The organism is Paenibacillus sp. FSL P4-0127, from assembly GCF_038007325.1.
GTDB classification, from domain to species: domain Bacteria; phylum Bacillota; class Bacilli; order Paenibacillales; family Paenibacillaceae; genus Fontibacillus; species Fontibacillus macerans.
Genome location: NZ_JBBOWY010000001.1, coordinates 1,822,013 through 1,835,425, shown reverse-complemented (window position 1 = coordinate 1,835,425; position 13,413 = coordinate 1,822,013). Strand labels below are relative to the sequence as shown.

The 13,413-nt window shown below is 55.4% G+C and carries 7 protein-coding genes; 1 reads left to right on the top strand and 6 read right to left on the bottom strand.

What is annotated here, in order from left to right; all coding sequences use genetic code 11:
• Position 1: 1 nt before the first annotated feature.
• Positions 2 to 6,349 carry an SNF2-related protein gene (locus NYE74_RS08065; RefSeq protein WP_341005306.1) on the bottom strand — a complete coding sequence of 2,116 codons (6,348 nt, stop codon included), beginning with the start codon at positions 6,347 to 6,349 and terminating at the stop codon, positions 2 to 4.
• A 914-nt stretch (positions 6,350 to 7,263) separates the two neighbouring features.
• Positions 7,264 to 7,620: a TnpV protein gene (locus NYE74_RS08060; protein ID WP_341005305.1), complete on the bottom strand. Its 357-nt coding sequence runs from the start codon at positions 7,618 to 7,620 to the stop codon at positions 7,264 to 7,266.
• A gap of 307 nt (positions 7,621 to 7,927) precedes the next feature.
• Between NYE74_RS08060 and NYE74_RS08055 the strand changes: the two genes are divergently transcribed.
• A complete protein-coding gene (locus NYE74_RS08055; RefSeq protein WP_341004721.1) occupies positions 7,928 to 8,422 on the top strand; it encodes a hypothetical protein in 495 nt (164 codons plus the stop codon).
• 47 nt (positions 8,423 to 8,469) lie between these two features.
• Here the strand turns inward: NYE74_RS08055 and NYE74_RS08050 are convergent, their stop codons facing one another.
• Genes NYE74_RS08050 through NYE74_RS08035 form a run of 4 tightly spaced genes read right to left on the bottom strand, consistent with a single transcriptional unit; the run spans position 8,470 to position 13,362 of the window.
• The gene (locus tag NYE74_RS08050) at positions 8,470 to 8,685 is read right to left on the bottom strand and encodes a transposon-transfer assisting family protein (RefSeq protein WP_341004720.1); all 216 of its coding nucleotides are present in this window, start codon (positions 8,683 to 8,685) and stop codon (positions 8,470 to 8,472) included.
• 1 nt (position 8,686) lies between these two features.
• Complete coding sequence (locus tag NYE74_RS08045; RefSeq protein ID WP_445323393.1) at positions 8,687 to 11,671, bottom strand: LPD16 domain-containing protein; 2,985 nt, start codon at positions 11,669 to 11,671, stop codon at positions 8,687 to 8,689.
• A gap of 36 nt (positions 11,672 to 11,707) precedes the next feature.
• Entirely contained in the window at positions 11,708 to 12,856 is a 1,149-nt protein-coding gene (locus NYE74_RS08040; protein ID WP_341004719.1) for a hypothetical protein, read from the bottom strand.
• Entirely contained in the window at positions 12,853 to 13,362 is a 510-nt protein-coding gene (locus tag NYE74_RS08035; protein WP_341004718.1) for a DUF4365 domain-containing protein, read from the bottom strand. Before NYE74_RS08035 ends, NYE74_RS08040 begins: the two co-directional genes overlap by 4 nt.
• Positions 13,363 to 13,413 lie beyond the last annotated feature (51 nt).

Here is a 13,413-nt window from a genome sequence, read left to right as displayed (position 1 = left end):
GTTATCGCACCTCCTCATGCTGTTTCGGTTTCTTTTCGGGACTGCGGGGCGGCACCGGGCGCTTCAAGCTGTCCAACACCGAGGGCCGTGCGCTCTTGGCGATCACGGACTCCGGCTGGGAACGGCCTCTGCCATCCAGGTTCAGAAGCGTATCCAGCTCCACCAGACGGGCGGATTTTACCCGCAAATCATCCTCATAGGGAAAAGGCTTGCCCACTTCCTCCTTGGCGGCAGCCTGCTGCTGGTACAGATTGTCCAGCTGGGCCTTGGTCGCCTCCAGGCGCTGGGGCATTTGAGAGAGCGCATTGTCAATGCGGGTCAGGTTGCCGCGTGGGTCTGTGCCGAGGCTCGCCCGGTGGGTCATCTGGCCTTTCAGCAGGAGCGTATATTCCTGTTTCCAGGCCGAAAACTCCACGGACATAGTGAAGCCCCGGTAGCTGCCGATCTGCACAGGCTCGGAGCCTTTGACCTCCTTGCAGGCGTCCAGCAGGGCTGCACCGGCGTTTTCCTTGTCCGTCAGGGTATCGCCCCGGATTTCCATACCGGCAAAGCCGTCCTCCGGGTGGGAGTGGGCGGCCAGGGTCTCCAGGTCTGCTTCAAAGCCCTGGATGAAGCCCTTGTGCTTTTCGATTTCCTCCGGGAAGTATTTCAGCAGCTGGTCCTCCAGACGATACTGCTTGCTCTGGTGGTCGGCTTTCATCAGCTTCAGCTTGGAGACCTCCACATCCAGGTCCATGCGCTCCTTGATACGGGGGTCTCCGGCGCACAGGGCCTTGATCTCGGCAAAGGACAATGCCGTTTCGTCCACATCGTCGCAACTTCTCACCGGCGATTTGGAAGTCATAATCTGGCTGATGAATTTCTGTTTGTTCTCCACCGTCTGCCACAAATAGGCGTCAAAGGTTCCCTCAGTCACATAGCGGTACACATGGACCAGGGGATTTTGGTTGCCCTGGCGCTCGATACGGCCCTTGCGCTGTGCAAGGTCTCCCGGTCGCCACGGGCAGTCCAGGTCATGGAGCGCCACAAGCCGGTCCTGCACATTGGTGCCAGCGCCCATCTTGGCGGTGCTGCCCAGCAAGACGCGCACCTGGCCGGTACGGACCTTGGCGAACAGCTCCTTTTTCCTCACTTCGGTGTTGGCCTCATGGATAAAGGCGATCTGATCGGCGGGCATCCCCTGGGCGATGAGCTTTTGCCGGATGTCCTCGTAGATGGTAAAGACCGGCTCCGGCTCTTCCAGCGGCACAGCCTGTTCCAGCGCATGGAGCGTGGGGTTGTCCAGCGCCTTGGCTGCCTTTTTGGAAGGGGCCGCCTGGGGCGTGGAAATATCGCAGAACACCAGCTGGGTCAGCTTGTCAGCCTCGCCGTCTCGCCAGATCTGCATGATGTTTGCGACACATTGGTTGACCTTGGTGCCGGGTTCGTCCGGCAGCGCCTGATTGATAATGCGCTGATCCAGGCCCAGCTTGCGGCCATCGCCGGTGATCTTGAGCATATTGTCCTGGGAGGGGTCCACCGTGCCGCTGTGTACCAGGGAAGCACGCTCGGATAGCGCCTTCACCATTTCCTGCTGCTGCTCGGTGGGCTGGGCCACGATGTTGTGGTATTCTACCTCCGGGGTGGGCAGATGAAGCTGATCGGCGGTTTTAATATCCGCCACCTCTTTGAACAGGTTCATCAGCTCCGGGAGATTGAAAAACTTGGAGAAGCGGGTGCGCGCCCGGTAGCCGGTGCCTTCCGGTGCCAGCTCCAGCGCCGTCGTCGTTTCACCAAAGCGCGACGCCCAGCAGTCAAAGTGGGTCATGCTCAGTTCCTGCAAGCGGTCATACTGGAGATACCGCTGCATGGTGTATAGCTCTGTCATCGAGTTGCTGACCGGCGTGCCGGTGGCGAAAATAACACCACGACTGCCGGTGATCTCGTCCATATATCTACACTTCGCAAACATATCGCTGGACTTTTGGGCGTCGCTGGTGGAGAGGCCAGCCACATTCCGCATTTTCGTGTATAAAAACAGATTCTTGTAGTTGTGTGCCTCGTCCACAAATAGCCGGTCCACACCCAGCTGCTCGAAAGTCACCACATCGTCCTTGCGACCCTCGGCCTGGAGCTTTTCCAGCCGCGCCTCCAGGGATTTCTTGGTGCGCTCCAGCTGCTTGACCGTGAAACGCTCACCGCCGCTGTACTTCACCTCGGCAATGCCCTCGGTGATCTCGTCGATCTGCTCCTGAAGGAGCCGCTCCTGGCGCTCCCGGCTGATGGGGATACGCTCAAACTGCGAGTGGCCGATGATAACGGCGTCGTAGTCACCGGTGGCGATCCTGGCGCAGAACTTCTTCCGGTTGTGGGTCTCAAAGTCTTTCTTGGTTGTGACCAGGATTTTTGCAGAGGGATAGAGCCGCAAAAACTCCGACGCCCATTGCTCGGTCAGGTGGTTCGGCACCACAAAGAGGGATTTCTGGCACAGCCCCAGGCGCTTGGATTCCATCGCGGCGGCCACCATCTCAAAAGTTTTGCCCGCGCCCACCTCATGTGCCAGCAGCGTATTGCCGCCATAGAGGATATGGGCAATAGCGCCCAGCTGGTGGTCCCGCAAGGTGATGGCCGGGTTCATGCCGCCGAAGGTGATGTGAGACCCGTCGTATTCACGGGGCCGGGTGGAGTTCATTTCCTCATTGTACTGGCGCACCAGGGCCTGGCGGCGCTCCGGGTCTCTCCAAATCCAATCGCGGAAAGCGTCCCGGATGGCCTGCTGCTTTTGGGCGGCCAGGGTGGTCTCCTTGGCGTTCAGCACCCGGCGCTCCCTGCCGTCTGCGTCCTCCACGGTGTCGTAAATGCGGACATCCCGCAGGTTCAGACTGTCCTCCAAAATCTTGTAGGCGTTGGCACGGCTGGTTCCGTAGGTGGTGTAGGCCGCCACATCGTTTTCGGATACAGAGTTTTTGCCCGTGACCTGCCATTCAGCTGTGTAAGAGGCATAATTGACCTGGATGGCGCGCTGGAGATAGTACGGGGTGTTGAAGGTCTCATACATAAATTGCTGGATGTACTCTTTGTCGATCCAGGTAGCACCCAGGCGCACCTCGATCTCCGACGCGTCCAGGTCTTTGGGCTGTGCAGCGGTCAAAGCCTCCACATTGATGGAAAAGGCCGGGTCCTGCTGTGCGGCCCGCTGTGCCTGCCGCAGCTTGCGCCGTACATTACCGGAAAGATATTCGTCAGCGGTCACATAGATAGGCCGTTCTCCCTCCGGCACCGGCCCAGGCAGACGGAAGATCACGCCTTGCAGCTCGGCAGCCAGCTCGTCGCTGGTCTTGCCGGTGAGCTGTTCCATGTACTCCATGTCCACACGGGCCTTTTCCGCAATGGATACGGCCAGGGCTTCACTGGCGGTGTCCACGGAAGTCACCGCCTCATGGGGCTTGATGGTCCGCTTGGTGAACATATCCGCCTTGCGCTCCAGCCTGCCGTCCTCGTCCACGATCTCCAGCGCGCAGAGCAGATAATAGCTGGAATCGTCGGCAAAGGCCAGCCGGTTCGCCCGGTCATTGATAAGGCCGTACTTGGCTGAAAAATCGTCATAAAGCCGGTTCAGCTCCGCTTGTTTCTCCCGGATGTCACTGTCCGGCATGGCTGCGTCCATTTGCAGGTCGATCAGTTCCTGGACGCAATCCCGCAGCCTCACCATGCCTTTGACACGGGCCTCGGCGGTGGCGTTGAGATCGGGGCGCACCATGCGGCTGTTCTCCCGGAAATACACAGCGCCGTCCACCACGGTGTAGGAATAGTTCTTCACATTGGGGTCGGCGGGGATGGAGGTGTCGATGGCTTCACCTTCGCCCAGCTCCGGCAGCTCGGCCTCCTGGTAGGTGCCGCGAATGTACTTCACGGCATCGTGCAGCTGATCGGCCAGCTCCAGCCCCTCGATGGGGGCCACGGTGTAATCCTGCTTGCCGTATTGGGTGCTTTCAGCGGTGGGTCGCCCCAACACCATTTCCGGGTGGTCCAGGAAATAGCGGTTGATGGCAAAGCCGTCCTCGGTCTGCCCGGTCTGCGTCCACTCCGGCACGATGTCCAGCGGACGGTCCCGCTTTTGCAGGAAAATGATGTCCGACACAACCTCGGTCCCCGCATTGGCCTTGAACGCATTGTTAGGCAGACGGATAGCCCCCAGCAGCTCAGCGCGCTGGGCAAGATACCGGCGCACGGTGGAATCCTTGGCATCCATCGTGTAGCGGCTGGTGACAAAAGCCACCACACCACCGGGACGCACCTGGTCCAGAGCTTTGGCGAAAAAGTAGTTGTGTATGTTGAAATTCAGCTTGTCGTAGGCTTTGTCGCGAACCTGATACTGGCCGAAAGGTACATTGCCGATGGCAAGGTCATAGAAGTCCCGCCTGTCGGTGGTTTCAAAACCGGCCACGGTGATGTCGGCCTTGGGATAGAGCTGCCGGGCGATCCGCCCGCTGATGGAATCCAGCTCCACGCCGTACAGACGGCTGTTCCGCATTTCCTCCGGCAGCATACCGAAGAAATTACCCACACCACAGGACGGTTCCAGGATGTTGCCGGTCTCAAATCCCATACGGCCCACAGCCTCGTAAATCGCTTTGATGACCGTAGGGCTGGTGTAGTGCGCGTTGAGGGTAGAACCTCTGGCAGCGGCATATTCCTCTGGGGTCAGCAGCTCCTTCAGCTGGGCATATTCCTTGCTCCAGCTTTTCTTGTCGGGGTCAAAGGCATCGGCAAGGCCGCCCCAGCCCACATACCGGGAGAGGACTTCCTGCTGCTCCGGTGTTGCCTGCCCGGTGGTTTCCTCCAGGTATTTCAGCAGCTTGATTGCCTCGATGTTGGCCTGGAACTTGGCCTTGGGGCCGCCTTCGCCCAGGTGATCGTCGGTGATACGGAAATTCTCGGCGGTGCGGCGCAGGTTGGCCTTGGATTCCTCATAAGAGGCTTCCTCGGCAGCTTTGGCATTGGGGAAGGTCTGCCACTCGCCATTGACCTGGACGGATACAGGGTGTTCATCCAGCACTTCATCATGGGTCTTTTCCGGCTCGGCGGTAGGTGTGGGAGGTTCCGGCTCATTGGTACGCAGGGTCTGAACCACCACATCATAGGGCAGATGGTTCTTGTCACCTGGATAGACGGCCACGGTCTCGGCGTGATAAGCCGGGGGTTCGGCAGCCGGTTCGGGGCGTTCCTGTTGGTCTGCTTGGGCGGTCTCTCTGGATATGGCCTCCACATCCCGCATGACCTGCTGAACAAAGGGATCGTTGTCCAGCTTTTCCGGGTCCACCACATGGCCGTCCACAATGCCGCGCTGGGCCAGGGCCTCCCGGATGGCGATGGGGTCCACATCGTCCAGATTGTCCTGCTCGACTTGGGTGTAGAAACGCTCCTCCTTGATGAGCTGGGCGATCCGGCGCTGTACCTTGGGCCAGGGCAGCACCGTTCCGTTGGGGCTTTCCGGGCGGACCGCAAACGGGGTTTTACCATCGCCGCCGTCAAACTCACGGGCCAGCCACGCAGCGGTGTCTTTTTCCCGCGCATGGTCTTTCATGTAGCGGACAACGGCGTGTTTGCTCTCGATCTTGCCATTCCAGTCCTGGATAGCCGATCTCCCTTCGATTACGGCGCTTTCATGGTCACTGTGTCCGCAGGCGTTCCGGTATCTGATGTCCTGGGTAACAGCCTCCAGCACGATGGGTTTGTATCGCTCATGCAGCTCCCGGAGGGTGGCAGCTTGGATGGCTTCTTCATCCCGGAATGCCCGGAACCCGTCAGCACCGTACTCTGCTTCATGGGCGCTGATGTCCTGTTCTGCTTCGTGGTCGATGGAGAGGACGGAATATTCCCGGCGCTGGGCGCTGCCCTCCAGGGTGGCGGAAACCGTCACATCATGCTTTGTGCGAAGCTGTTCCAGGTACTGCTCCAGCCGGTTTGCCGGAAACCCGCACATCTCCACACGACCACCGCCAGGGATAGCACGGGAGACCAGTTGCAGCCCCAGCTCCGGCGCGGCTTCTTTGGCGTCCTCACCATACAGCTCGAAGAAATCGCCCATCTGATACAGGACCATATCATCCGGGTGGCGCTCCTTGATGTCGTTGTATTCCCACACAGCCGGGTCCGGCTGCTGCGTTTCCACGGTTTCTCCTTCAGCCAGGGCCTTTTCTGCCTGGATTTTATCGTACTCCGCCTGTTCCTGTTCGGTAAGATAGCGGCCCTTCTGAATCAGTCCGGTAATCCGCTTGGCAACTTTCTCCCAGGTGAAATGCACATCCGGGCAGCCGCCTTTTTTGTAGCGCAGACCTTTTCCGTCGCGATCTTCATGGCTGCCCATTGCGCCAGACAGGGCATGGGAGCGCCCACCGATCCCGTACTCATGCCGGAGAAAATCCACCTTTTCCTTATCGGTGTGAACTTCCTGGAAAAAGGCAAAAATGCGGCCTTTTCCACCGGACACGCCGCTGCCTCTGGTCATGGCGGCGTCAATCTCGTCATCGGAAATGAACTGCTTGGCCGCAGGTACTTCTGTCAGCTGAGAGGAAAAGGTAGTACGGGGTAAGGACAGATCTTGCAGGTTTTCCCAAATCTCTTTGGGCTTGTGGTAGTGGAACCGCAGCAAATCCCGGTCCTGCTGATAGGCTGTCCAGAATGCTGCATATTCTTCTGCAAGGGTCTGGCGGAACTCCGGGCTTTTCAGCTGCTCGGTAAGCCATGCGGATTCTTCCGGGAAACCGCGCCCCGGATTGTTGGCAAGGCTGGGCAGATACCCGGATTCTCTGGCTTCATCGCTGAAATCATGGTACAGATGCCAGATTTTTTCAGCCAAACGGAAGCGTTCATAGCCCTCGGCTTCGGTCAGCTCCACATTGGTGGCAAATTGGCCATCCTTCAAAAGCTGCCCGATACGCTCGGCGGCACTCTCCCAGGAAATGACCTGGGCAGACTTATCATAACGGGCAGACTTTCCGTGAGACAGGTGGATGCCGTCCTCGGCATACCATGCAGTGATGCTGCCAACCCCGTTGCCACCGATATAGAGGGTTTGCAGATAGGCCGCAATCTCGGAAATGGATTTCTGTTCCTCAAAGGCCGCGACAATGCACTCTCTCTGGCGATAGGTGTTACCGCCCATCCGCAGCACATGGTCGATGTCGGTCTGGGCAAAAGAAAAAGCAGAGGATGTTTGCACATTCTCTGCTTCATCTATTCTTTGGATTTGTTCCGCTTCGGAGAGGAACAGGTTTAAGGTCAGCTGTTGATAAGCTCCGCCATCAGAATCTCCTCGGCCTGGGCCTTGCAGGTGTTCATCAGGCCCACCCAGCGCATCGGATCGCGGGCTTTCAGCTCCTCCGTCGCGCCCGCCGACTCCGCCAGCTGGGGCATCATCTGCTCCAGACGGCTGTTCGCCGTCTCGTCGATCTCCAGCAGGTGCGGGTACAGCTTCTCGGTCTGCAGCAGCTGGTTGTAGATCAGGGGCCGGTGTTCTTTCAGGTACGCTTTCCGCATCCTGCCGTACTTGCCCAGGGGCTTCTCCGGCTGTTCGCTCAGCTTCAGGTCGGGAATCAGGTAATCGCCGTTCCTCGTGTAAGTCAGGTTGTTCTCCATGTGTAACGCTCCTTTCCGCGAGTTGTTCGCGCTCATAGTTCTGAATGGTGACGCCGATCTGCCGCAGCACCTGCTGGTTGATCTGGCTGACCGCCGTTCCCAACGCCCCAACCGTGGCCGGGGTATTGAAATCGAAAATCGGCATGAAGTCCTCATGCTGGAAATATTGTTCCGTATCCAGCCCACAGCGGGACATCAGGGCGTAGGCGATGCTAACGGTGGCAGCGGACTTAAATTGGACTTCGATGTTGAGTTCATCGTACTCCTCTAGAAACGAACCGTCAACGATGTAGCGGAAGTCCTGTTGATGCTCGTCCCAATACTCACTCGCCAGTTTTCCGGCCACATCGGTGAGCTGCTGGGCAAGATCGTCACCGACAACGCCGTAGTTGCGCTCCAGCATGGCCGACACAGGCCCGATGTGCTGCTCCTCCAGCTGCCACAGCCAGGGGATGCGGGAATGTTCACGGGTCCCGGTGTCGGAAATATCAAACACATAGCGCAGCCGGGGCCTGTCGCCGGAATCGTCCACCAGGGCGATGCCCTTGGAGCCACGACGCACATACCGGCCCATTTTCTCATTCCACAGGTCGTACTCGGCGCAGGCGGTGGCGTCCGGGCGCTGGGCATAAATCATCATCTGCTCATGGAACGGGTATTTGTAGAGGCGGGCGGCAGTAGTGAGAAAGGCCGTCCATTCCTTCCAGCTGCCCACAAGCCGGGTCGATACCTGTTCGGCCATCTGCCGGTAAAATTCAGCTTTGGATGGCATGGTTTTCTGTCCTCCCTTCATGTTAAATAGAAATGGGGCGGCACATCAGGCCGCCCCGCTGGGTCTTGGTGTGGTTTTTACTCGTCGAAATCCGGGTACAGCTCCAGCTCGGCAAACTCGGCGTCGCTCATAGCCTGGAGTTTCCCCAGGGCGCTGTCCGTCAGTTCCCGAAGCTCGATTTCCTCCGGCGAAAGTTCACCGCGCATCTCGGTCAGAGCCTCGATCAGCCCGGTGCGGCTGCCGGTGTTGTAGATACAAAGCAGGTTCGTTTCCTCAAAAGTGAAGTTTCCCATATCAAATCTCCCTTTCCGCGCTCTTTTTTGGCGCTGTCTTTTTGTGTTCCGCCTTGGGCTGGCTTTTCAGCTGCTCCATGACGGACTTTTTCTTTTCTCGGTCCTCCCGGTGGGCGACGGCAGCCAAATCCATGAGAGAGATCGGCTGGCCGCTGCGGGCCTGCTGTTCCAGCTGGGCCACCGTCGGCTCCTTGGGGCCGTTGTTGATGATACCGTCGATCATGCCATAGTCATCCTCCACGACCATTTCCGCATTTTTCAACGGATTGTCCGGCAGGAATCCGGGAACCTGCTCAAAGCCGAAGCTGTCGCAGTAATGACAGGATACCTTGCCATCCCGCTTGATGGCAACGATGTCGCTTACGCTCATGGACGGATGGCCATAATCGACAGGATGTTCATTGTTGAAGCGGTAAAAGAGCTGTTCAGCGGTATCGCCTTTCAGATCAGAGGGCAGCAACGGAGCGGTGTAGACCAGCTCATAGTTGTCCCGCTGCACCGTCTGCCCGATGGATTGGAGCCATTCCAGGCCCTCGTAGCGGATGTCCCGCAGCTCGTCGGTGTGTTTCACCTGATAAATGGCGAAGCAGTCCCCCTTGTGGGTGAGAAACGCCTGCTCCCGTTCCTCCTGGTGGGCCATGCGGTCCTTGACCAGCTTATCAAACTCCGGGCTTTTCTCCCATTCCTCGCGGGACACGGCGAAGATGCCGTCATGGGCGTCCAGGTCGGCGGTATCAAAGGCCATCGCCGGATTCTCGCCCTCTTGGATAATGTAAACGGTCAGGTCACGCTCCATCAGCTCATAGGCTCGTTCTTTGGAGAGCGGTAGAAGGTCGCTGTCCAGGTATCCGCACTTTTCCAGATCATCCTGGGTCAGCGCCGGGTCCGGCATGGGATATTCGTCCAACGCCTGCTCCTGGGCATCCGGCAGCTGGGTAGCGGCAGCTTCTGCGGTATGCTGGTAGGCGGCCTCCTGCAAAGTCTCGATCATGGCAAGCGGGGCATACTTGATGGACTTGCTGCCCATCCCCAGATCCTCGCAGATATGGCTGACTGCTGCGGAACGGCCCATGTTGGTCCCATCCAGCTGGCCGCCGTCCAGCTGCTTCATGGTCGCTACATCGTAGAGCGTGTAGTCCCAGCCGGTGTCGCAGGGCTGAACATGAAGATAGGTGGTATCATCCAGCACCAGCAGGGCCTCCCGGTACTCGGCGCTGGGCTGGGATACTTCTTCCGCAGCCTGCGGGGGTGTCTGCTCCGGCTCCGGGGCGGCAGTCAGGTCAATGCCACGCTCCTTGCAGATTTCCTTGTAATTGCGCTCGATGTCGTTAATCAGCTCGCAGGAAGTCTTGTTGATGGTCTCCAGGCTGGCCCGCAGCTCCTTCAGCTCCTTATCCTTGGACCAGGAAGCAATGTATCCGAAGCTGTTTTCACCGGTCTGGATACCGAAATACTGGCAGACTGCATAGGAGATGCTTTCTGCCTCCACTTCCTCAGTGTTACAGTTCTTGGCGGCCTGTTTCATCGCCGTCAGATCTTCCTCTACCTCCAGCCGCCACTCAAACTGATTCTCGTCCACATAGCGCCAGCCTTCCTCGGCGGCGGCCTGTTCCGCCTCTGCTTCGGTGGCAAAGTCCAGGCGGAAGTCCTGCTTGGTGCCGCCCTCGCTCACCATCACGATCTTCCAGGTCGGCTCCGCTTCATGCTTTTTGGGGTCGTGGAGCTTGCTGTGAGCGGTCTCATGGACGGCGGCGGAAATGGTCTGCACCTCGCTCATGCCTTCCCGGAGGGCGATCCGCTGCTGTTCGGAGGAAAAATAGCCGTCCATGTTCTCAGCCATCGGCTCAAACTCGATGGGAACCGGGGCGGAGCGCCGCACCGCCTCCAGGAACGCCTCAAAGTGCGGCACCGTCCCGGACAGGCTGGAGGCCAGCTCCGGCAGAGGCTTTCCGTCCGTCTGCGAAACATCAAACACCTTAACCGGGCGGAACATGGGGATTTCGATTTCCTTTTCCTCCATGACGGCCTTGCCATCCGCGTCCAGAATAGGAGCCTGGGTGTCCGGGTCGCGCTTCATTTCCTCGATCTTCTTTTTGTAGGGCGTAGGGGCGATGATGGTAATGCCATGCTCACCCTTTTTCACATGGCGTTCAAACTGGTTTTTCCACTTGTTGAACCCGGCCACCAGGGTGGCGTCCGGGCGCTGCATATAGATGAGCATGGTGTTGTTGACGGAGTAACGGTGGAACTTGGACATGACGGACAGGTAGCGCATATACTTTTCACTCTCGAACAGCTCCTTGATACCCTGTTCAATGCCTGCCGTGATTTCCTGCAACCGCTCCCGGTTGGTGGGCTTATCAGCCATGATTTTCACTCTCCTTTCCAAATTGGCGATTTCTGATTGATGTTCGGCAATCCACAGTCTTTGTTCATCAGGGGTATCCTCCAGGAAAAAATCCAGCAGATAGCCCACATAGTCCTTTTTCTGGATTGCCTCCATGAATCGGGGATGTGGATTTTCCTCCGGTGTTTTGGGTGTGTAGTCCGTTTCCCACTTGCGGAGCAAATGAAAGTAGTCAGCCAGGACACGAAAGGCATGGTCCCGATCCTCTTTGAACTTCTGTGCCTCGGTTTTCTGCCGGTCATAGCGCCTCCGGGGAGGGGCCTGACTGTCATAAGCCAGGCCAAAATCCTGGGCCAGCTTCTCAGCGGCCTCCTTGGGGGACAGATTGTATAGCCGAGCGGTGAAGTCGATCACATCGCCGGTGGCTCCGCAGCCGAAGCAGTAGAAGTATTCCTCGTTCAGCTTCATACTGGGATTCTTGTCATCGTGGAACGGGCAACAGGCCATGCCGCTCCGGTTGGCCTCGATCCCATACATCTGTGCGGCTTCCCGGACGGAGATGGACTGTTTGACGGCCTCAAATGTGTTTTGCGCCATCTCTCTAATCCTTCCATCTAAATTTGAACAAAAAAAGAGCAACCAAAACGGTTGCTCTTAAATGGTGTTTTGAGGTTGTCAATCAATAATTCCAAAAGATTCACATTCCATTGTCGGTCTTTTACCGGGTAATAGTTCGCCAATTATTTCAACATGAGACCCTTTTTCATGGGCTTCAATCGCCTTATCATAATCAGCTTTTTCTAATTTAATAGTAACAGTCTTACGCTGTTCTGCTTCATCAAGATAAACAACGGTAATTTTGCCTGTTGTCCTTGTTTGGACATCTGGCGAGGATTCAAGTTTTTTGATTCTACCAATAATTTTTGTTGCTTTGCTTGTTTCCTCTTTCAGTTTATCAATAGCCGTCTGAATTGGTTGATAGTAATCATGGGTCAGCATTACTCGCTGTTGCACATTGGCTGGAGGGGTTACAACAGGAGACCATTCTGCTAAAAACTCAACACCCGTGTTCTCAGAACTTAAATTTAACCCAACCAACGCTTCATAAAAATTTGCACTTATTGTATTATTGCCATTTAGGTCAAGTAATTGGGAGATCTCTCCCTCGTCTATATGCTTTTTAATAGTTGCAACATTAGTCATCAAACGACTTGTAACTTTTCTGGTAAGAGAATTTCTGCATTCCTCCTCTTCAGAAAAAATACTCAGTTGGCGAAAACCATTGCTTATATCAAGCTCGGCAAAGGGGCATACAACAGAGACAACATAGCTTCCAATCTCTGTCTGCCCATATCGGCAATTAGAAAGAAACGACAAAATTGCATCATCTACACGCCCTTGGTGATATTTTTTGGGGTGTATAATATCTAATGCTGTTGCTGCTAATAGTTTTTTTGCGTTTTCATACATCCTAATCGCATCGTCAAATAGTATACTTCCTGTTTCGACACCTTTTTTGTCTAACCGTATCTTCAATATGTCGGTATTAGGATTTAACAGATAAAGCATCAATTGCTCAATGGATTTAGATTCTACTTCAGCTACTATACTAACTGCTTTATACATTGCCTCTCGGTAATCTCGCAGAATCTTTTCCATAGGGATTGTAACTTGATAAAAATTGTCTTCCCGTTCAAGTTGAAATACCCTGATATAGTCCTTTTTTGTTGGGTAATATGTCCATCCTGTATCTTTGAGATATTTCACAAAGGCAAACGGGTTGATCTTTTCGGTTAATTCCAAAAAATCAATGGAATAAATCATTCCCATTCCTCCTTTGCTATTTTATTTAAGATGTCACATAAAGTTGAATCATTAATCACATTCTTTTTGTCAATTTTCACATTCACAGAATCCTTATTATGAGACTCAGCTTCACCTGAAAAACTGGCCCAATACATACAGCCCCTTAAAAGAAGTTCCTCTGTTGACCATCTAACCCATTCTTCTTGAGATTCCGGCAAAATAAGTAGTCCTAAAACGACAGGGGTTGTAGAAGGAGAACATAAATCGTTATAATTTTTTACCTTGAGTTTATAACTAATGGTGTTTCCATTATCGGTGTATTGAGAAAGTGAAGATGTGCATTTCAATTGAATCCTTAATTCCGCATTGTACTTACGACCATCTTCTAACACAATTTGCTTTTTTAGTATTCCATCTGTGCTATCATCATCATGCCGTATAATGTCATAAGAAATGCCAGAATATGCGCATAGCGCAGAAATATAGCTTATACTAATATCTTCTTTAACCTGTGAAATTTCCATTGCGCACCTCCTCACATTTATATTCACATTATAGCACATTCAGATAAGGCG